The 19,753-nt window shown below is 52.1% G+C and carries 20 protein-coding genes and 1 pseudogene; 9 read left to right on the top strand and 12 right to left on the bottom strand.

What is annotated here, in order from left to right; translation table 11 throughout:
* The first annotated feature begins 32 nt into the window (after nucleotides 1-32).
* The 4 genes and pseudogenes from cysK to crr all read left to right on the top strand — a co-directional run bounded on the left by cysK (nucleotide 33) and on the right by crr (nucleotide 3,965).
* Nucleotides 33-1,003 (top strand): annotated as a pseudogene (cysK, locus tag FFT88_RS07800) (cysteine synthase A).
* Nucleotides 1,004-1,385: 382 nt separating this feature from the next.
* The gene (gene ptsH, locus FFT88_RS07795) at nucleotides 1,386-1,643 is read left to right on the top strand and encodes a phosphocarrier protein Hpr (RefSeq protein ID WP_000487600.1); all 258 of its coding nucleotides are present in this window, start codon (nucleotides 1,386-1,388) and stop codon (nucleotides 1,641-1,643) included.
* Nucleotides 1,644-1,687: 44 nt separating this feature from the next.
* Complete coding sequence (ptsI, locus tag FFT88_RS07790; protein ID WP_000623129.1) at nucleotides 1,688-3,415, top strand: phosphoenolpyruvate-protein phosphotransferase PtsI; 1,728 nt, start codon at nucleotides 1,688-1,690, stop codon at nucleotides 3,413-3,415.
* A 40-nt stretch (nucleotides 3,416-3,455) separates the two neighbouring features.
* Nucleotides 3,456-3,965 carry a PTS glucose transporter subunit IIA gene (crr, locus tag FFT88_RS07785; RefSeq protein WP_000522247.1) on the top strand — a complete coding sequence of 170 codons (510 nt, stop codon included), beginning with the start codon at nucleotides 3,456-3,458 and terminating at the stop codon, nucleotides 3,963-3,965.
* A 41-nt stretch (nucleotides 3,966-4,006) separates the two neighbouring features.
* On the opposite strand, the gene pdxK is transcribed toward crr, so the two are convergent.
* Nucleotides 4,007-4,858 (bottom strand): pyridoxine/pyridoxal/pyridoxamine kinase, encoded by an 852-nt coding sequence (gene pdxK / locus FFT88_RS07780; RefSeq protein WP_130257428.1) that lies wholly within the window; start codon nucleotides 4,856-4,858, stop codon nucleotides 4,007-4,009.
* Nucleotides 4,859-4,961: 103 nt separating this feature from the next.
* Between pdxK and FFT88_RS07775 the strand changes: the two genes are divergently transcribed.
* Complete coding sequence (locus FFT88_RS07775; RefSeq protein ID WP_130221984.1) at nucleotides 4,962-5,330, top strand: YfeK family protein; 369 nt, start codon at nucleotides 4,962-4,964, stop codon at nucleotides 5,328-5,330.
* 2 nt (nucleotides 5,331-5,332) lie between these two features.
* On the opposite strand, the gene cysM is transcribed toward FFT88_RS07775, so the two are convergent.
* The 7 genes from cysM to murR form a co-directional block, all read right to left on the bottom strand.
* The gene (cysM, locus tag FFT88_RS07770) at nucleotides 5,333-6,244 is read right to left on the bottom strand and encodes a cysteine synthase B (RefSeq protein ID WP_135404555.1); all 912 of its coding nucleotides are present in this window, start codon (nucleotides 6,242-6,244) and stop codon (nucleotides 5,333-5,335) included.
* 133 nt (nucleotides 6,245-6,377) lie between these two features.
* Nucleotides 6,378-7,475 carry a sulfate/thiosulfate ABC transporter ATP-binding protein CysA gene (cysA, locus tag FFT88_RS07765; protein WP_135404554.1) on the bottom strand — a complete coding sequence of 366 codons (1,098 nt, stop codon included), beginning with the start codon at nucleotides 7,473-7,475 and terminating at the stop codon, nucleotides 6,378-6,380.
* Nucleotides 7,465-8,340 carry a sulfate/thiosulfate ABC transporter permease CysW gene (cysW, locus tag FFT88_RS07760; protein ID WP_064526347.1) on the bottom strand — a complete coding sequence of 292 codons (876 nt, stop codon included), beginning with the start codon at nucleotides 8,338-8,340 and terminating at the stop codon, nucleotides 7,465-7,467. The genes cysA and cysW overlap by 11 nt, the downstream gene beginning before the upstream one ends.
* On the bottom strand, nucleotides 8,340-9,173 hold the full coding sequence (cysT, locus tag FFT88_RS07755; RefSeq protein WP_000458420.1) for a sulfate/thiosulfate ABC transporter permease CysT: 834 nt from the start codon (nucleotides 9,171-9,173) through the stop codon (nucleotides 8,340-8,342). Before cysT ends, cysW begins: the two co-directional genes overlap by 1 nt.
* A complete protein-coding gene (gene cysP, locus FFT88_RS07750) occupies nucleotides 9,173-10,189 on the bottom strand; it encodes a thiosulfate/sulfate ABC transporter substrate-binding protein CysP (protein ID WP_000290223.1) in 1,017 nt (338 codons plus the stop codon). The genes cysT and cysP overlap by 1 nt, the downstream gene beginning before the upstream one ends.
* Before the next feature lie 170 nt (nucleotides 10,190-10,359).
* A complete protein-coding gene (gene ucpA, locus FFT88_RS07745; protein WP_000517431.1) occupies nucleotides 10,360-11,151 on the bottom strand; it encodes an SDR family oxidoreductase UcpA in 792 nt (263 codons plus the stop codon).
* 128 nt (nucleotides 11,152-11,279) lie between these two features.
* Nucleotides 11,280-12,137 carry an HTH-type transcriptional regulator MurR gene (murR, locus tag FFT88_RS07740; protein WP_131162080.1) on the bottom strand — a complete coding sequence of 286 codons (858 nt, stop codon included), beginning with the start codon at nucleotides 12,135-12,137 and terminating at the stop codon, nucleotides 11,280-11,282.
* A 171-nt stretch (nucleotides 12,138-12,308) separates the two neighbouring features.
* Here murR and murQ point away from each other — a divergent pair, with 171 nt between their 5' ends.
* The 3 genes from murQ to pbp4b are packed head-to-tail and all read left to right on the top strand — an operon-like array spanning nucleotide 12,309 to nucleotide 15,940.
* Nucleotides 12,309-13,205, top strand: a complete 897-nt coding sequence (gene murQ / locus FFT88_RS07735; protein WP_130207386.1) for an N-acetylmuramic acid 6-phosphate etherase — start codon at nucleotides 12,309-12,311, stop codon at nucleotides 13,203-13,205.
* A 3-nt stretch (nucleotides 13,206-13,208) separates the two neighbouring features.
* Complete coding sequence (gene murP, locus FFT88_RS07730; protein ID WP_053898288.1) at nucleotides 13,209-14,633, top strand: PTS N-acetylmuramic acid transporter subunit IIBC; 1,425 nt, start codon at nucleotides 13,209-13,211, stop codon at nucleotides 14,631-14,633.
* 2 nt (nucleotides 14,634-14,635) lie between these two features.
* Nucleotides 14,636-15,940, top strand: coding sequence for a penicillin binding protein PBP4B (pbp4b, locus tag FFT88_RS07725; RefSeq protein ID WP_135404553.1), 1,305 nt, complete (start codon nucleotides 14,636-14,638; stop codon nucleotides 15,938-15,940).
* Between the two features lie 239 nt (nucleotides 15,941-16,179).
* On the opposite strand, the gene yfeX is transcribed toward pbp4b, so the two are convergent.
* From yfeX to FFT88_RS07705, 4 genes are all read right to left on the bottom strand, one after another.
* A complete protein-coding gene (yfeX, locus tag FFT88_RS07720) occupies nucleotides 16,180-17,079 on the bottom strand; it encodes a porphyrinogen peroxidase (protein ID WP_000084590.1) in 900 nt (299 codons plus the stop codon).
* Between the two features lie 95 nt (nucleotides 17,080-17,174).
* Entirely contained in the window at nucleotides 17,175-17,747 is a 573-nt protein-coding gene (locus FFT88_RS07715; protein ID WP_130216836.1) for an RpoE-regulated lipoprotein, read from the bottom strand.
* A 60-nt stretch (nucleotides 17,748-17,807) separates the two neighbouring features.
* On the bottom strand, nucleotides 17,808-18,257 hold the full coding sequence (locus FFT88_RS07710; RefSeq protein ID WP_135404552.1) for a DUF2919 domain-containing protein: 450 nt from the start codon (nucleotides 18,255-18,257) through the stop codon (nucleotides 17,808-17,810).
* Complete coding sequence (locus FFT88_RS07705) at nucleotides 18,244-18,669, bottom strand: GNAT family acetyltransferase (protein WP_000406000.1); 426 nt, start codon at nucleotides 18,667-18,669, stop codon at nucleotides 18,244-18,246. Before FFT88_RS07705 ends, FFT88_RS07710 begins: the two co-directional genes overlap by 14 nt.
* A 213-nt stretch (nucleotides 18,670-18,882) precedes the next feature.
* On the opposite strand from FFT88_RS07705, the gene amiA reads away from it, so the two are divergent.
* Nucleotides 18,883-19,752, top strand: a complete 870-nt coding sequence (amiA, locus tag FFT88_RS07700) for an N-acetylmuramoyl-L-alanine amidase AmiA (protein WP_130207396.1) — start codon at nucleotides 18,883-18,885, stop codon at nucleotides 19,750-19,752.
* The last annotated feature ends 1 nt before the right edge of the window (nucleotide 19,753 follow it).

Here is a 19,753-nt window from a genome sequence, read left to right as displayed (position 1 = left end):
GTATCCCAATTTCATACAGTTAAGGACAGGCCATGAGTAAGATTTTTGAAGATAACTCGCTGACTATCGGTCACACACCGCTGGTTCGCCTGAATCGCATCGGTAACGGACGTATCTGGCGAAGGTGGAATCCCGAAACCCCAGCTTCAGCGTTAAGTGCCGTATCGGTGCCAATATGATTTGGGATGCCGAAAAGCGCGGCGTACTGAAGCCGGGCGTTGAGTTGGTGGAGCCAACCAGCGGCAATACCGGGATTGCACTGGCGTATGTGGCTGCCGCTCGCGGTTATAAACTCACTCTGACCATGCCGGAAACCATGAGTATTGAACGCCGCAAGCTGCTCAAAGCGTTAGGTGCAAACCTGGTGCTGACCGAAGGTGCTAAAGGCATGAAAGGCGCGATTCAAAAAGCGGAGGAAATTGTTGCCAGCAATCCAGAAAAATACTTGCTGCTGCAACAATTCAGCAATCCGGCAAACCCGGAAATTCATGAAAAAACCACCGGCCCGGAGATCTGGGAAGATACTGACGGTCAGGTCGATGTGTTTATTGCTGGTGTCGGCACTGGCGGTACGCTGACCGGCGTCAGCCGCTACATAAAAGGCACCAAAGGCAAGACTGACCTCATCTCTGTCGCCGTTGAACCAACCGACTCTCCCGTTATCGCCCAGGCGATGGCAGGTGAAGAAATCAAACCCGGGCCGCATAAAATCCAGGGCATCGGTGCTGGCTTTATCCCGGCTAACCTTGATCTCAAACTGGTCGACAAAGTTATTGGCATCACCAATGAAGAAGCCATCTCTACTGCGCGTCGCCTGATGGAAGAAGAAGGCATTCTTGCCGGGATCTCTTCCGGCGCGGCTGTTGCTGCGGCGTTGAAACTACAAGAAGATGAAAGCTTTACCAATAAGAATATTGTGGTTATTCTACCATCATCGGGTGAGCGTTATTTAAGCACTGCACTGTTTGCCGATCTCTTTACCGAGAAAGAACTGCAACAGTAATGCCAGCTTGTTAAAAATGCGTAAAAAAGCACCTTTTCAGGTGCTTTTTTGTGGCCTGCTTCAAACTTTCACCCCTCCTGGCATTGATTCAACTTGTCGGAACTGGTATTTAACCTGACTAATTATTTTGATGCGCGAAATTAATCGTTACAGGAAAAGCCTTAGCTGAATCGATTTTATGATTTGGTTCAAGTCTTCCTTTAGCGGCATAATGTTTAATGATGAACGAAACGTCAGCGGCCAACATCCGCCAGCAATGGACTGTATAGAGCACTTCGTGCGTCGCGTCTGTTAAAACTGGCGCTAACAATACAGGCTAAAGTCGAACCGCCAGGCTAGACTTTAGTTCCACAACACTAAACCTATAAGTTGGGGAAATACAATGTTCCAGCAAGAAGTTACCATTACCGCTCCGAACGGTCTGCACACCCGCCCTGCTGCCCAGTTTGTAAAAGAAGCTAAGGGCTTCACTTCTGAAATTACTGTGACTTCTAACGGCAAAAGCGCCAGCGCCAAAAGCCTGTTCAAACTGCAGACTCTGGGCCTGACTCAAGGCACCGTTGTGACTATCTCTGCAGAAGGCGAAGACGAGCAAAAAGCGGTTGAACATCTGGTTAAACTGATGGCGGAACTCGAGTAATTTCCCGGGTTCTTTTAAAAATCAGTCACAAGTAAGGTAGGGTTATGATTTCAGGCATTTTAGCATCCCCGGGTATCGCTTTCGGTAAAGCTCTGCTTTTGAAAGAAGACGAAATCGTCATTGACCGGAAAAAAATTTCTGCCGACCAGGTTGATCAGGAAGTTGAACGTTTTCTGAGCGGTCGTGCCAAGGCATCTGCCCAGCTGGAAACGATCAAAACGAAAGCTGGTGAAACGTTCGGTGAAGAAAAAGAAGCCATCTTCGAAGGGCATATTATGTTGCTCGAAGATGAGGAGCTGGAGCAGGAAATCATAGCCCTGATTAAAGATAAGCACATGACCGCTGATGCAGCTGCTCATGAAGTTATCGAAGGTCAGGCTTCTGCCCTGGAAGAACTGGATGACGAATACCTGAAAGAGCGTGCGGCTGACGTACGTGATATCGGTAAGCGCCTGCTGCGCAACATCCTTGGGCTGAAGATCATCGACCTGAGCGCCATTCAGGATGAAGTAATCCTGGTTGCCGCTGACCTGACGCCGTCTGAAACCGCACAGCTAAACCTGAAGAAGGTGCTGGGTTTCATCACCGACGCGGGTGGCCGGACTTCCCACACCTCTATTATGGCGCGTTCTCTGGAACTGCCAGCCATCGTGGGTACCGGTAGCGTCACCTCTCAGGTGAAAAACGACGACTATCTGATTCTGGATGCCGTAAACAATCAAGTTTACGTCAATCCAACCAATGAAGTTATTGATAAACTGCGCGCCGTTCAGGAGCAAGTTGCTTCTGAAAAAGCAGAGCTTGCTAAACTGAAAGATCTGCCAGCAATTACGCTGGACGGTCACCAGGTCGAAGTGTGCGCTAACATCGGTACTGTTCGTGACGTTGAAGGTGCAGAGCGTAACGGCGCTGAAGGCGTTGGTCTGTATCGTACCGAATTCCTGTTCATGGACCGTGACGCGCTGCCAACCGAAGAAGAACAGTTTGCTGCTTACAAAGCGGTGGCTGAAGCGTGTGGCTCACAGGCAGTTATTGTTCGTACCATGGACATTGGCGGCGATAAAGAGCTGCCGTACATGAACTTCCCGAAAGAAGAGAACCCGTTCCTCGGCTGGCGTGCTATCCGTATCGCGATGGATCGTAAAGAGATCCTGCGCGATCAGCTTCGCGCTATCCTGCGTGCCTCTGCTTTCGGTAAATTGCGCATCATGTTCCCGATGATCATCTCTGTTGAAGAAGTGCGTGCACTGCGCAAAGAGATCGAAATCTACAAACAGGAACTGCGCGACGAAGGTAAAGCGTTTGACGAGTCAATTGAAATTGGCGTAATGGTGGAAACACCGGCTGCCGCGACAATTGCGCGTCATTTAGCCAAAGAAGTTGATTTCTTTAGTATCGGCACCAATGATTTAACGCAGTACACTCTGGCAGTTGACCGTGGTAATGATATGATTTCACACCTTTACCAGCCAATGTCACCGTCCGTGCTGAACTTGATCAAGCAAGTTATTGATGCTTCTCATGCTGAAGGCAAATGGACAGGTATGTGTGGTGAGCTTGCTGGCGATGAACGTGCTACACTTCTGTTGCTGGGGATGGGTCTGGACGAATTCTCTATGAGCGCCATTTCTATCCCGCGCATTAAGAAGATTATCCGTAACACGAACTTCGAAGATGCGAAGGTGTTAGCAGAGCAGGCTCTTGCTCAACCGACAACGGACGAGTTAATGACGCTGGTTAACAAGTTCATTGAAGAAAAAACAATCTGCTAATCCACGAGATGCGGCCCAATTTACTGCTTAGGAGAAGATCATGGGTTTGTTCGATAAACTGAAATCTCTGGTTTCCGACGACAAGAAGGATACTGGAACTATTGAGATCATTGCTCCGCTCTCTGGCGAGATCGTCAATATCGAAGACGTGCCGGATGTCGTTTTTGCGGAAAAAATCGTTGGTGATGGTATTGCTATCAAACCAACTGGTAACAAAATGGTCGCTCCGGTTGACGGCACCATTGGTAAAATCTTTGAAACCAACCACGCGTTCTCCATCGAATCTGATAGCGGCGTTGAGTTGTTCGTTCACTTCGGTATCGACACTGTTGAACTGAAAGGCGAAGGCTTCAAGCGTATTGCTGAAGAAGGTCAGCGCGTGAAAGTTGGCGATACTGTGATTGAATTCGATCTCCCGCTGCTGGAAGAGAAAGCCAAGTCTACCCTGACTCCGGTTGTTATCTCCAACATGGACGAAATCAAAGAACTGATCAAACTGTCCGGTAGCGTGACTGTGGGCGAAACCCCGGTTATTCGCATCAAGAAGTAATTCTTGCCGCAGTGAAAAATGGCGCCAATCGGCGCCATTTTTTATGCTTCCGCCAACGGCGGCAAAATCAATTCATCGCTCTCATGTTGCTGGGTGTAGCGCATCACCTCCAGCACGCGTAAGCCTGCGCTATGTACCGCGTCAGTTAATTCCTTACCTTTCAACAAGCCACTGATGAGCTGGGCGCAAAACAGATCGCCTGTACCTTTCAGGTCAGTTTTAACCCGTGAATGGGAAATGACATTCACGCTGTCGGCACTGACCACCACCACCTGCATCTCCTGATTTTCTTCGTTACCAGAGGCGCTGGTAATAACCACCCATTTTAATGTGTCTGAAAGCAAACTTTTTGCTGCGGCAATGGCGCTGTCGAGATCGCGGCAGTTTTTACCGGTCAGGATTTCCAGCTCAAAGATATTTGGTGTAATTCCCTGCGCCAGTGGCAACAAATATTGCCGATACGCCTCCGGCAGATCAGGTTTGACGTAGATACCGCTATCAATATCGCCAATGACCGGATCGACCATAATCAATAAGTCAGGATGGTTTTCGCGTAATACAGTCAGCCACTCGGCAAGTATTTTGATTTGCGACGCGGTTCCCATATAGCCGGTGGTGACAGCGCGCAGCTGGCGCAGCGCATCGCGCTCCTGTAGTGCACGTAAATAACCGCTAAACCATTCGTCCGGAATCGCACCACCGTAGAACGTATCATAATGTGGCGTATTGCTGAGCAACACGGTCGGCACGGCAAAGACATTCAGGCCGTTCTGTTTAATAGCAGGCACGGCAATGCTGTTGCCTACGCTGCCATACACCACCTGCGACTGCACAGCGACAATATCCGCCTGCAACGCTCTGCTCTTATCGTTAAACAACAACAAACTACTCATTTAATTTTTCTCCTTGCCGATGATCCTCATCGCATCCCAACCGAAACTTTACCTGATTTTGGCAGTCAAATCGGCTATCACAAAACAAGGATATGGTAATTCAGTGAAGAAAATCATTTGTCTGGTCATTACGCTGTTGATGACACTCCCCGCTTACGCGAAGTTAACTGCCCACGAAGAAGCCCGCATCAACGCCATGCTGGATGGATTAGCACAGAAAAGGGATTTGATATTTGTGCGCAACGGTGATGAACATACCTGCGATGAAGCAGTTTCGCATCTGAAGTTGAAGCTCGGCAACACGCGCAACCGCATTGATACCGCCGAGCAGTTTATTGATAAGGTTGCTTCGTCGTCATCGATTACCGGTAAGCCTTACATCGTGAAGATGCCCGGTAAGAGCGATGAAAATGCGCAACCTTTTTTACATGCGCTGATTGCGCAGACGGATAAAACAGTGCCTGCGCAATAATCTTAAATCCCCGCCCCCTGGCTAAAATGCTCTTCCCCGAATACCCCGGTGGAAAGGTAACGATCGCCGCGATCGCAGATGATCGCCACCACTACCGCGCCGGGGTTAGCTCTTGCCACGCGTATCGCGCCAGCGACCGCGCCGCCTGAACTCACACCGCAGAAAATCCCTTCCCGCACCGCCAGTTCGCGCATGGTGTTTTCCGCATCGCGCTGATGAATATCCAGCACCTCATCCACCAGCGATGCGTTAAAGATGCCTGGCAGATATTCCGCAGGCCAGCGGCGGATGCCGGGAATGCTGCTGCCCTCTTCCGGTTGCAGGCCAACAATCGTCACAGTACTGGATTGCTCGTGCATAAACCGTGACACGCCGGTAATGGTGCCGGTCGTCCCCATGCTGGAGACAAAATGGGTAATGCGCCCGCCAGTTTGCTGCCAGATTTCCGGCCCAGTGGTGGTGTAATGCGCATAAGGGTTATCAGGATTATTGAACTGATCGAGCAGCTTGCCTTCACCACGATTCGCCATTTCAAGCGCCAGATCGCGCGCTCCTTCCATGCCCTGTTCTTTGGTAACCAGAATCAGTTCCGCGCCGTAAGCCAACATCGCCGCACGGCGTTCCTGGCTCATGTTGTCCGGCATCAGCAATTTCATGCGATAGCCTTTTAGCGCGGCAATCATCGCCAGCGCAATGCCAGTATTGCCACTGGTGGCTTCAATTAGCACGTCGCCCGGTTTAATTTCCCCGCGCTTTTCCGCCTCGGCGATCATCGATAGCGCCGCACGATCTTTCACCGAGCCTGCCGGGTTATTGCCTTCCAGTTTTAACCACACTTCACTGCCGTTATCCGGCACCATTCGCTGCAACTTTACCAGAGGCGTATTGCCAATTGTTTGTTCTAATGTACTCACGATCTCTGTCCATACGTGGTGTTACCTGATGCGACGCTTGCGCGTCTTATCAGGCCTACAGGTTACAAACCTTGCCATTAAAAAGCCCGGATCGCGGAAAGCGCCTCCGGGCGTTTAACATTCACTCAACCTATCAGGCGCTTTGTGCGAGAGCAAGTTCCTCATCGCGGGTTTCAATACGCTCGTCGCCGTTATACAGCCGCGCATGTTGCAGACCAACGAATAAACGCTCGCCACGCTGCGGGGCATCGTCGCCATGCATCACGACCGTCAGCGGTTCGTTGTACCACCCCAGCGGCTGCACGACTAATTGGGTGTAGTGGCCTTTCGGGCTGGCTTCCAGCACCTGTACCGGCAGTGGCGATTCAAGGCTGGTACGGCGGCTGATATCCACTTCCCACGGGCGCAGGAAGAGATCCACCGGCCCCTGATACGCAGGCGTGTAGCCCAGCGGCCAGCGATGTGCGCCAACGTGGAACTGCCCGCCGCGAATGGTTCCCTGCAGGCGGTTTACTTCGCCCATAAATTCGAGCACAAAACGGGTCGCCGGTTCGCGCCAGACCTGATCCGGTTCATCGGCCTGTTCGATATTGCCCTGACTCATCACCACCACGCGGTTGGCGACTTCCATCGCCTCTTCCTGGTCGTGGGTAACGAATACACTGGTGAATTTCAGCTCTTCGTGCAGCTGACGCAGCCAGCGACGCAGCTCTTTACGCACCTGCGCATCCAGCGCGCCAAACGGTTCATCGAGCAGTAGAATTTGCGGTTCCACGGCAAGCGCACGCGCCAGCGCCACGCGCTGTTTCTGGCCGCCGGATAGCTGCGCCGGATAACGATCCGCCAGATGCGCAAGCTGCACCATCTCCAGCAATTTTGTCACTTTCGCTTTGATAGCTGCGGCATTCGGGCGCTCGCGACGCGGCAGCACCGTCAGGCCAAAGGCGATATTGTCGAACACCGTCATATGGCGGAACAGCGCGTAATGCTGAAACACGAATCCCACTTTACGATCGCGCGCGTGCAGGCGGCTGACGTCGGTGCCGTGGAAGCGAATATACCCACTGGTTTGATGCTCCAGCCCGGCAATAATGCGCAGCAGCGTGGTTTTTCCGGAACCGGACGGCCCCAGCAACGCGACCATCTGACCAGAAGGAATATCCAGTGAGATATCGTTCAGCACCTGGGTGCGACCAAAAGACTTCTTAATATTGGCAATCTCAATGCTCATGATGTTCCTCCTGCTGCGCGCGTTTTTCCTGATTTTCCAGGCGCCACTGCAACATACTCTTTAAAAACAGGGTGATAATCGCCATCAGCGTCAACAGCGCAGCAGCGGTAAAGGAGCCGACGGTGTTGTAGTCCTGCTCCAACAATTCAATCTGTAACGGCAGCGACAGGGTTTCGCCGCGAATCGAACCGGAAACCACCGATACTGCGCCAAACTCGCCAATCGCGCGGGCGTTGGTCAGCACCACGCCATAAAGCAGCGCCCAGCGAATATTCGGCAATGTGACGCGGCGGAACATTTGCCAGCCAGACGCGCCAAGCAAAATCGCCGCTTCGTCTTCCTGGCTGCCCTGGCTTAACATCACCGGCACCAGTTCGCGCACCACAAACGGACAGGTGACGAAGATGGTGACCAGCACCATTCCCGGCCAGGAGAACATAATTTGCAGATTATGTTCATCCAGCCAGCCGCCCAGCGGGCCGTTAGAGCCGTAGAACAGCAGATACACCAGGCCTGCGACCACCGGAGAGACGGCAAACGGGATATCCAGCAGCGTCAGCAGCAACTGACGCCCAGGAAAATCAAAACGTGTCACCAGCCAGGCCAGCAGGATGCCGAACACCAGGTTCACCGGCACGGCAATCAGCGCAATCATCACCGTTAGCCAGATAGCGTGCAGCATGTCCGGGTCAGCCAGATTCTGTAAAACCGGCATCAACCCTTTGCTGAATGCCTGTACGAAGATGTAAATCATCGGCACCAGCAGGATGAACGCCGAAACCAGCATCCCGATGCCAATCAGAAACCATTTGCCCCAGTTAATCGGGCGCGCGTCATAACGCTTCAATTGGGTAACTTCCGCCATTAATGACCTACCACACGCCGACCAAAGCGACTTTGCAGAGTGTTAATTGAGAACAGCAGCAGCAGGGATGCCGCGAGGATCACCGAGGCAATCGCGCTCGCTGCCGGGTAATCAAACTCCTGTAAGCGAACGAAAATCATCAGCGACGTCACTTCCGTCTTCCAGGCGATGTTCCCGGCGATAAATATCACCGCGCCAAACTCACCAAGACTACGGGTAAACGACAGCGCCACGCCCGCCACCAGCGCCGGAGAAAGTTCCGGCAGCACCACTTTGCAGAAACTCTGCCAGCGCGTTGCACCAAGCGTTTCCGCCGCTTCTTCATATTCCGGGCCTAACTCTTCCAGCACCGGCTGCACGGTACGCACCACAAACGGAATGCTGGTAAAGGCCATCGCCACCGCAATCCCAAGCCAGGTGTAGGTGACTTTGATATCAAACTTCGCCAGCCATTCACCGTAAAAACCGTTCACGGAAAAGAGCGAGGCCAGCGTCAAACCGGCCACTGCCGTTGGCAGCGCAAAGGGTAAATCCATCAGCGCATCAAGCAGCGTGCGGCCAGGGAAGCGATAACGGGTTAAGATCCACGCCATCAGCAGGCCGAAAACACCGTTAAAAATCGACGCGACAAACGCCGACAGCAGCGTCACTTTGTAGGCCGCGACCACCTGCGGATTGGTGATCACCTCCCAGTACTGCGCCCAGCTCATCTCAGAAAGCTGCATCACCAGCGCGGAGAGCGGCAGCAGCAAAATCAGGCACACAAACAGCAGACTGGTGCCAAGGCTTAAAGTAAAGCCCGGCAGCACGCGTCTGGAGGAGACAGCAAACATCAGTTACGCCCCGCCGCTAACAGCTTGTCTAACTCGCCGCCGCTGGTGAAGTGGGTTTTCATCACTTCCGGCCAGGAGCCAAATTTGTCTTCCACGCGGAACAGCTCGGTCTGCGGGAATTTGTCTTTCAGTTTGTCCATGACTTCCGGGTTATTCACGCGGTAGTAATAGTCGGTGATGATGGTTTGCGCCTGCGGGCTGTAGAGCCAGTTCAGGTAGGCTTTTGCTGCTTTTTCCGTACCGTTGGCCTGCACATTTTTATCGACCCACGCCACCGGGAATTCCGCCAGAATATTGGTTTTCGGAATCACCACTTCAAAGCCCTGCGCTTCATACTGTTTACGGATATTGTTCACTTCCGATTCAAAGCTAATCAGTACATCGCCCAGCCCTCGTTCGGCAAAAGTGGTGGTCGCGCCACGACCGCCGGTATCGAACACTTCAACGTTTTTCAGGAACTGGGTCATAAACTGTTCGGTTTTGGCTTTATCGCCACCGTCAGCTTTATCCGCTGCGCCCCACGCGGCTAAATAGGTGTAACGCGCGTTACCGGAGGTTTTCGGGTTCGGGAAAATCAGCTTCACGTCGGAGCGCACCAGATCGTTCCAGTCGTGGATATTCTTCGGGTTACCCTTACGCACCAGGAAACCCATGGTGGAGTAGAACGGTGAGCTATTATTCGGCAGGCGCGACTGCCAGTCCGCCGGGATCAGCTTGCCTTTGTCGTGCAGGATTTGTACGTCGGTCACCTGGTTATAAGTGACAACGTCTGCTTTTAAGCCCTGTAAAATCGCCAGCGCCTGTTTTGATGACCCGGCATGAGATTGTTTAATCGTCAGTTTGTCGCCGCCGTTATCTTTTGCCCATTGCTGTTCAAACGGCGGGTTCAGGGCGGCAAACAGCTCGCGGGAGACGTCATAAGAACTGTTCAGCAGTTCTGTTGCCTGTACATGGCCCGCCAGCAGCAGAGAAGCGACCAGCGCGAGTGAGTTCTTTTTCAGTAAGTTAACGGCCATTGCGCACCCTTATAAATTTAATGACTTTCTAATAGCCATCATATTTATAACGGACGTGAAAGGAGTAACGGTTTTATATACCGTTTGGTGATTTGGAAGTTGAAAAGGGAATAAGAACCGGGTTCAAAACGAAATCCTCCCCACAAATGCAGGGAGGAAACAGAGGTGAATCAGATGCCGACGCTAACCGTCTCCGGCAGTGTGCTGCCGCCATCGATCACATTCTGTGTACCGGTTAAATAGCTGGATTCATCGGATGCGAGGAAGGCCGCGAGTTCGCCGACCTCCAGCGGATCGGCGAGGCGACGCATCGGGATTGCTTTTGCCATTTCAGTCAGCACCGATTCTGGATCTTCCGGGTTCGACTGGCGGGCAATACTTTCCGCCATTGGCGTGCGCACGTAGCCCGGACAAATCGCATTTACGCGAATACCAGACTGCGCGTACTCCACCGCCAGCGATTTAGTCAGGCCAACAATCGCCGCTTTCGTTAAGGCATACGCCGTTTCGCCAGGATCGGCCACCATATCGCCAGTGACTGAAGACATCATCACAATGCGGCCATCTTTGCGGGCAATCATCTCCGGCAGCACCGCCTTTGTGACGTTCCATACGCCTTTAATATTGATATCAATATGGAAATCGCGATCGTCATCGCTCATATCGAGGAAACTGCCCAGGCGACAAACGCCTGCGTTATTCACCAGGATATCAATGCGCCCTTCTTTTTCCTTCGCGCGCTTGATAGCAGCGGCTACCGACGCCGGGTCACGCACATCGGCGACAACCGCCGTACAGCGATGACCACGACCACACAGTTCGTCCGCCAGCTTTTCGATCTCAGGGGAGATATCCAGCAAAATTAGATTCGCGCCATGACGTGCAAAAGTTCTGGCAATTCCTTCGCCAATTCCCTGCAATGCGCCTGTAATCAGTGCTGTCTTGCCCGTGAGTTTACCCATTTTAATGCTCTCCTTGTTAATACAGAGCGTTACACTCCATTCCCTCTGAAAATACAGGATAAACAAAATATTGCTGCGTATCAGCTCACTAATTCAGGAAAATCTCAATCCAGTCGCTGCTTTATGCATCATTTCAGGCGTTGTGTTAGCTCACTGCTGCGCTCAATCATTTTCAATGACTCGACATCATTGAGTTGCACAAGGCCAACAAACAGTAAATCGGTAACAGAATTTTGCGCCGTGCGGGTGGACATCGACGAGCTACGCCATTCAGTTTCGCCGGAAACGGTATCGAGTGTGAAATGCGCCAGCCGCCGCAGCGGAGAGTCAGTCAGAGAAGTAATGGCAATCACCGTTGCCCCCTGCTTTCGTGCCGCTTCTGCGCACAAGACAATCTCTTTTTTACTGCCGCTGTAAGAGATAGCGATTTGTACATCGCCTTTTTTCAACGCCTGGGAAACGGTGGCTTGTACGTGCGTGTCGGCTTCGCAGGCCACGCGATAGCCAATTTTCATCAGTTTGAACGACAGATCGCGCCCCACCAGCGCCGATCCGCCCAGGCCCGTTATCTGAATAAATGGCGCTTTACTGATGACATCAATGATTTTTTGCAGCCGCGCGTAATCGAGCAACGCGCAGGTTTGCTCCAGCGCCAGCTCTTTTTCGCGATTCAGTTTGCGCGCGATCACTTCCAGCGAATCATCACTGGTAATCGAACTGTGCAGGTGCAGTGCCGTGGCATTCGTTTTCTCCCGGCTGGCACTGTATTCGCCAATTAACGCCATACGCAATTCAGTAAACCCTTGCGCGCCGAGTTTCTGAGCAAACTTCACAATACTCGACTGGCTAATACCGAGCTGTTTCGCCATATTTCGTGAAGAAACGGATTTCAGTTCGCTCACCCTGGCTTGCAGAAAGTCGGCTATCTTTTGCTCATTTTCAGTAAAGTCACTTTCTGCATTGCGTAATTTTGTCAGGTACAACATCTTCCACTCCCTCACCACATCCTGCGCGCAGCATAGCACACGGATTTTGCCCTTTGACGCTCTTCACACTCTGTGATTTCAGACTCAATGATTCCTTTAAAACTAGAAAATTGAGATATATGATTCCATCAATATGCAATTATTTGATTGTGAATACTAAGGTCACCACTGATGCAACTTGAAAAGATGATTACCGAAGGCTCGAACGCCGCCTCGGCTGAAATTGACCGCGTTTCGACGCTGGAAATGTGCCGGATTATCAACGATGAAGATAAAACCGTACCACTCGCCGTTGAGCGCGTACTGCCGGATATTGCAGCGGCGATCGATGTTATTCACGCCCAGGTGAGCGGCGGCGGCCGTCTGATTTACATCGGTGCGGGGACCTCTGGTCGTCTGGGTATTCTTGATGCCAGTGAATGTCCACCGACCTACGGCGTGAAACCGGGCCTGGTGGTTGGTTTGATTGCTGGCGGCGAATATGCCATTCAGCACGCGGTGGAAGGCGCGGAAGATAGCCGGGAAGGCGGCGTTAACGATCTGAAAAGTATTAATTTAACGGCACAGGATGTGGTGGTTGGTATTGCCGCCAGCGGTCGTACGCCGTATGTGATTGCCGGACTGGAATACGCCCGCCAGCTCGGTTGCCGCACAGTGGGAATTTCCTGTAATCCGGGGAGCGCCGTTTCAACTACCGCAGAGTTTGCTATTACGCCGATTGTTGGGGCCGAAGTGGTCACGGGTTCTTCGCGAATGAAAGCAGGCACGGCGCAGAAACTGGTGCTCAATATGCTCTCCACCGGGCTGATGATTAAGTCAGGCAAAGTGTTCGGCAACCTGATGGTCGATGTGGTCGCCACCAATGAAAAACTGCATGTACGCCAGGTCAATATCGTCAAAAACGCCACCGGATGTAGCGCTGAGCAAGCGGAAGCGGCATTGGTTGCCTGCGACCGCCACTGTAAAACGGCTATTGTGATGGTGCTGAAAAATCTCGATGCCGCAGAAGCTAAAAAACGCCTGGATCAACACGGCGGCTTTATTCGCAAAGCTCTGGAAAAGGAATAACCCATGGCTAAAGAGATCAGCAGTGAACTTCTGAACACCATTCTTACCCGGGTCGGTGGCCCGGGAAACATCGCCAGCTGTGGTAACTGTATGACGCGTCTGCGTCTGGGTGTACATGACAGTTCACTGGTTGATCCCGATATCAAAACCCTGGAAGGCGTAAAGGGCGTCATTTTGACCAGCGATCAGGTGCAGGTGGTTTTTGGGCCGGGCAAAGCGCATCGTGCCGCAAAAGCCATGAGCGAGTTGCTGGGCGAAGCACCCGTGCAGGATGCCGCGGAAATCGCCGCCCAGAATAAACGCCAGTTAAAAGCCAGACAAACTTCCGGCGTGCAACAATTTCTCGCCAAATTCGCCACCATCTTTACGCCGCTGATCCCCGGTTTTATTGCTGCAGGTCTGTTGCTGGGGATAGCGACGCTAATCGCCACGGTGATGCACGTTCCGGCAGATGCTCAGGGAACGCTGCCCGACGCGCTGAATTTTATGAAGGTGTTCAGCAAAGGCTTGTTCACCTTCCTGGTAATTCTGGTGGGCTATAACGCGGCCCAGGCGTTCGGCGGCACAGGCGTAAATGGCGCAATTATCGCCGCGCTCTTTTTGCTCGGTTATAACCCTGCTGCCACCACTGGTTACTACGCCGGATTTCACGATTTCTTCGGTCTGCCCATCGATCCGCGCGGCAATATTATCGGCGTGTTGATTGCCGCCTGGGCCTGCGCCCGCATTGAAGGCATGGTGCGCCGCTTTATGCCGGACGATCTCGACATGCTGCTGACCTCGTTAATCACTCTGTTGATCACCGCTACGCTTGCGTACCTGATCATTATGCCGCTGGGCGGCTGGCTGTTTGAAGGCATGTCGTGGTTGTTTATGCACCTGAACAGTAATCCGCTCGGTTGTGCGGTTTTAGCCGGGCTGTTCCTGATCGCCGTGGTGTTTGGCGTGCATCAGGGCTTCATTCCTGTTTATCTGGCTTTAATGGACAGTCAAGGGTTCAACAGCTTATTTCCCATCCTTTCGATGGCGGGCGCGGGCCAGGTGGGCGCGGCGTTGGCGCTCTACTGGCGGGCGCAACCGCATAGCGCATTACGCAGTCAGGTACGCGGGGCGATTATTCCCGGCCTGCTGGGCGTTGGTGAACCGTTGATTTACGGCGTCACCCTGCCCCGCATGAAGCCGTTTGTTACCGCCTGTTTAGGCGGCGCGGCGGGCGGTTTGTTTATCGGACTGATAGCCTGGTGGGGTCTGCCAATGGGCTTAAACAGCGCCTTCGGACCGTCTGGCCTGGTGGCGCTGCCGCTGATGACTTCCGCTCAAGGTATCCTTCCGGCAATGGCGGTATATGCAGGTGGGATTCTGGTGGCATGGGTTAGTGGGTTTATTTTCACCACGCTCTTTGGCTGCCGTAACGTCAATCTGGACTGATTATGAAACAGACAATGCTCTATCTTTCTCTGCTGGCTGTCAGCTGTAGCGTCAACGCCGCAAAATACCCTGTTCTGACAGAAAGTTCGCCAGAGAAAGCAGGGTTCAATGTCGAACGGCTTAACCAGATGGATCGCTGGATTAACCAGCAAGTTGATGCCGGTTATCCCGGCGTAAACCTACTGATTATTAAAGATAATCAGATTGTGTATCGCAAAGCCTGGGGGATGGCGAAAAAGTACGATGGCAGCGTGTTGATGGCGCAGCCTGTAAAAGCCACCACCGAGACGCTGTATGACCTGGCCTCAAACACCAAGATGTACGCCACAAACTTCGCTCTGCAAAAGCTGATGAGCGAAGGCAAACTGCATCCCGACGATCTGATTGCGAAATATATTCCAGGGTTTGCCGACAGTCCAAATGACACCATCAAAGGCAAAAACACGCTGCGGATTTCTGATCTGCTGCATCACAGCGGCGGTTTCCCGGCGGACCCACAATATCCGAATAAAGCGGTCGCGGGCGCGTTATATTCGCAGGATAAAGGCCAGACGCTGGAGATGATCAAGCGCACACCGCTGGAGTATCAGCCCGGCAGCAAGCATATTTACAGTGATGTCGATTATATGCTGCTTGGATTTATCGTCGAGTCGGTCACCGGTCAGCCGCTTGACCGCTATGTTGAAGAGTCGATTTATCGCCCGCTCGGCCTGATACATACGGTATTTAACCCGCTGCTGAAAGGCTTTAAACCGCAGCAAATTGCCGCGACGGAACTGAACGGCAATACCCGCGATGGCGTGATCCACTTTCCGAATATCCGCACCTCCACTCTCTGGGGTCAGGTGCACGATGAAAAAGCGTTCTATTCGATGGGCGGCGTTTCCGGACACGCAGGCTTGTTTTCCAATACCGGCGATATTGCGGTGTTAATGCAAACGATGCTGAACGGCGGTGGCTATGGCGATGTGAAGCTGTTCAGTGCGGAAACGGTGAAGATGTTCACCACCAGCTCAAAGGAAGACGCCACTTTTGGCCTTGGCTGGCGAGTCAATGGTAATGCCACCATGACGCCGACGTTTGGCACGCTGGCAAGCCCGCAAACCTACGGTCACACTGGCTGGACCGGGACGGTAACCGTTATCGATCCGGTGAATCACATGGCGATTGTGATGTTAAGCAACAAGCCGCATTCGCCAGTTGTCGATCCACAAAAAAATCCCAATATGTTCGAAAGCGGTCAGTTACCGATTGCAACTTATGGTTGGGTAGTTGATCAGGTGTATGCGGCGTTGAAGCAAAAGTAATAAAAAGGCCAGTCAGTTGTGTTACTGGATGGCCTGCGACTGCTGACAAACGCAAAACTGCCTGATGCGCTACGCTTATCAGGCCTACGCGGCCCCTGCAATGTATTGAATTCGCACGATTTCGTAGGCCGGATAAGGCGTTCACGCCGCATCCGGCGTGTACAACGCGCACTTTATCAACAATCTGAGGCCAGTCAGTAATGCTATTGGCTGGCCTTTAATCATCGAATCAGAAACGCTTACAGCGCCATCAGCTTGTCCAGCGACGGCGCGAAGTAATAGCCGCCGGTTACCGGTTTGGTGAAACGCAACATCGCATCACGCTTACCATCGGTATCACCAAACATGCTCAGCAATTGCTGCTCAATGTTATGCAGACGCGCACAGTAGGCGCAGAAGTACAGACCGTGAGTGCCACTGGCGGTGCCGTACGGCAGGCTCTGGCGAACAATCTTCAGTCCTTTGCCATCTTCTTTCAGATCAACACGGGTCAGGTGAGAGGTTTCCGGACGTTCGTCGCCATCAATCTCTTCGTTGGCTTCTTTGGTTCGGCCGATCATCATCTCCTGATCGTGAACGCTCATACGGTTGAGTTGCTTCAGGTTGTGCTCCCAACGCTGCACAAACACATAGCTGCCGCCTGCATCCACGCCGTCTTTGATAACCGCCACTTCGCGACGCGTCTCTTCACCCGCCGGGTTTTCTGTGCCGTCAACAAAGCCGCTCAGGTCACGCTCTTCAACCCAACGGAAGCCGTGGATCTCTTCTTTCACTTCAATGCAGTCACCAAAGGCTTCCATCGCCGCCTGGGCGACAGAAAAGTTTACATCATGACGCAGAGAAAGAATGTGGATTAACACATCGAACTGAGTGGTCGGCGCAAGACCTTTGCCGTAGCCCGGAAAATCTTTCAGCTCTTCGGCACCAACGCCGCCGCTCAGAGCACGCCAGGTGTTGTTACCAAAGGCAACGACTGCACCAAGATGTGCGTCCGGGAATTTCGCTTCAAAAGTCGCCAGTTTGTCGGCAAATGTTTTACTGGCCGCACGCAGGGCATCAACTTCCCCTTTTACGTTGGCTTCGATCCAAATCGCCGCGCGGCAATGTTCTGGCAAAATGCCACTCTGAACCTGAGACATTGTTCCTCCTGAAAATAATAATGCCACGCAATCCGTGGCATTGTTGGGCGCTATTTTACGTGTTTTTTGTGATTAGCGGTTTGTTCAGACGCAAATTAACGTCGCCAGATAATTTTACTGACTTTCCAGTTTTTCAAAGTATCGTCCGAAGGCATTAATCCTTCAGGACCACTCCATTCACCGCTGAACTGGTAGCTAATATGTTGACTGCCTTCAGCTTTACATTCGACAGCACGATCATCACCATCGGCTTTTTGGCAATTGCCAAATGCTTTGCTGTAAAGGTCGCTAAACGGTGTACCGATTTTAACACCGGTGTCCGCAGGAATATCGCTATCTGAAACGTCAATGCGGCTGATTGTACCTTGATCACCATTGATGACCATCGCCACGCTGTCGCCTTTCATCACTTCAAAAAAGCGCACTACATTACCGTTAGCGGTTTTCATTCCGCTGCGCAGGCGATAATCACCATCAAGCGCATCGGCAATAGCTTGTTCTTGTAATGGTGTGGACGCCGTTAATTCACCCACGCCCTGCTCGCTCACTTTGGTGGACGACCCAAACCAGTTCCACGGATTCGCGGCAGACCAGTTAACTGACGACATCGTGGAACAGCCGGTCAGCATCAACGGCATAGCGCATAACATTAAACGCAGCGATTTCATCTCACTTCCTTTGGTTATTCAATAACGTTGCTTGGAGTGCGAATTTGCAAAAAAGTGCCGTTATTCTTTCTCAACCACAAAACAAGCGCGTAAACGTCGATTGGTCAAAAGCCAGATTAACGCCACAATATCCGCCACTACCAGCGCCAGACCGATTCCGCTAACCGATTCGCCGTTCAGCCACAGCCACGGTTGCCAGCAAAGTAAAACAACTTGCGCCAACAGCAACAGAAAATAGAGCCCATGCCAGATACGGGGAAACGTAACCCGCCGACCACTCAGCAAAAACGCCAGCACTGCTGGAATGCCGGGAATTAACCCCAGCCAGAAATTATCGTGATCGGGATAAAACAGATTCAGCAGCGCAGTACCCTGCTCACGCGACGCACCGGCAATCACAAACAGCACCCAGGTTCGCGCCTGAAGCAGTAGCACAAGCCAGAAGAGAAAAGGTAAACGCAGGCGTCCGTGCGCATCATAATGGACAGGATGAAACTCAGTACTCTTCATCTTCAATCAAACGCTTACCCAGACTCAGCACATCAGCGTGTTCATATCCCAGGCGTTCGTACATTCCGAGCACCATGTCATTGTCTTCCGGCACGTTGATCTGAATTTTCGGGCAACCGCGGGCAATGAGCTTTTTCTCCAGTCGATTAAGCAACGCGTTAGCAATTCCGCGCCCGCGAAACTCCGGATGCACGCCAAGATAATAAGCAGACCCACGATGCCCGTCATAACCGCCCATCACCGTTCCGACCACTTCACCGTTCACCTCAGCGACCAGGAACAAACTGACGTCATGGTTCATCTTGCGTTCGATGTCCATTTCCGGATCGTTCCACGGACGCAGCAAGTCGCAACGCTCCCAAAGGGTGATGACCTCTTCGAAATCTTCCTGGCGAAATACGCGTATCTCCATGGTATGAGTTACCTTTTTGGGGGTTAAAAGGGTGATTATGGCGTGAACGACCGAATTAGCCAATATCTGACGAAAATCGGTTGAAAAAGTGGCATAATGACGCGTTGTCATTTATTGAAATGAAAAGTAAAACAATTCTCACCAGCAAACCGTCGTAACGGATTACGCGATACGATATAACATCTGGAACTTCATTATTACAACTCAGGCCGTATGAGCACTTTTAAACCACTAAAAACACTCACTTCGCGCCGCCAGGTGCTGAAAGCCGGATTGGCTGCCCTGACGTTGTCAGGAATGTCACAAGCCATCGCCAAAGAAGAACCTTTAAAAACCAGCAACGGACACACTAAGCCGAAAGCCAAAAAAGCCGGGGGCAAGCGGATAGTCGTTCTCGATCCAGGCCACGGCGGGATTGATACCGGGGCAATTGGCCGCAACGGGTCAAAAGAAAAACACGTGGTGCTGGCGATTGCCAAAAACGTCCGTTCAATTTTGCGCAATCATGGCATTGATGCGCGGCTGACGCGTTCTGGCGATACCTTTATTCCACTGTACGATCGCGTTGAAATCGCCCATAAACATGGCGCTGACCTGTTTATGTCAATTCACGCCGACGGCTTTACCAACCCGAAAGCCGCTGGTGCATCGGTCTTTGCCCTCTCTAACCGTGGCGCAAGTAGCGCGATGGCAAAATATTTGTCCGAACGCGAAAACCGTGCTGATGAAGTTGCCGGAAAAAAGGCGACCGACAGGGATCACCTATTGCAACAAGTGCTGTTTGATCTGGTGCAAACAGATACCATTAAAAATAGTCTGACGCTCGGCTCGCATATTCTGAAGAAGATTAAGCCGGTGCATAAGCTGCACAGCCGCAACACCGAACAAGCGGCATTTGTGGTGTTGAAATCACCGTCAGTTCCTTCGGTGCTGGTGGAAACTTCGTTTATCACCAACCCGGAAGAAGAACGGCTATTAGGCACGGCGGCGTTTCGTCAGAAAATCGCCACAGCGATTGCTGAAGGCGTGATCAGTTATTTCCACTGGTTTGATAACCAGAAAGCACACTCGAAAAAGCGGTAAG

This window comes from Escherichia sp. E4930 (assembly GCF_005845405.1).
In the GTDB taxonomy this organism is placed as follows: domain Bacteria; phylum Pseudomonadota; class Gammaproteobacteria; order Enterobacterales; family Enterobacteriaceae; genus Escherichia.
The sequence above is the reverse complement of the archived record's forward strand: the minus strand, read 5'-3'. Positions and strand labels throughout refer to the sequence as shown.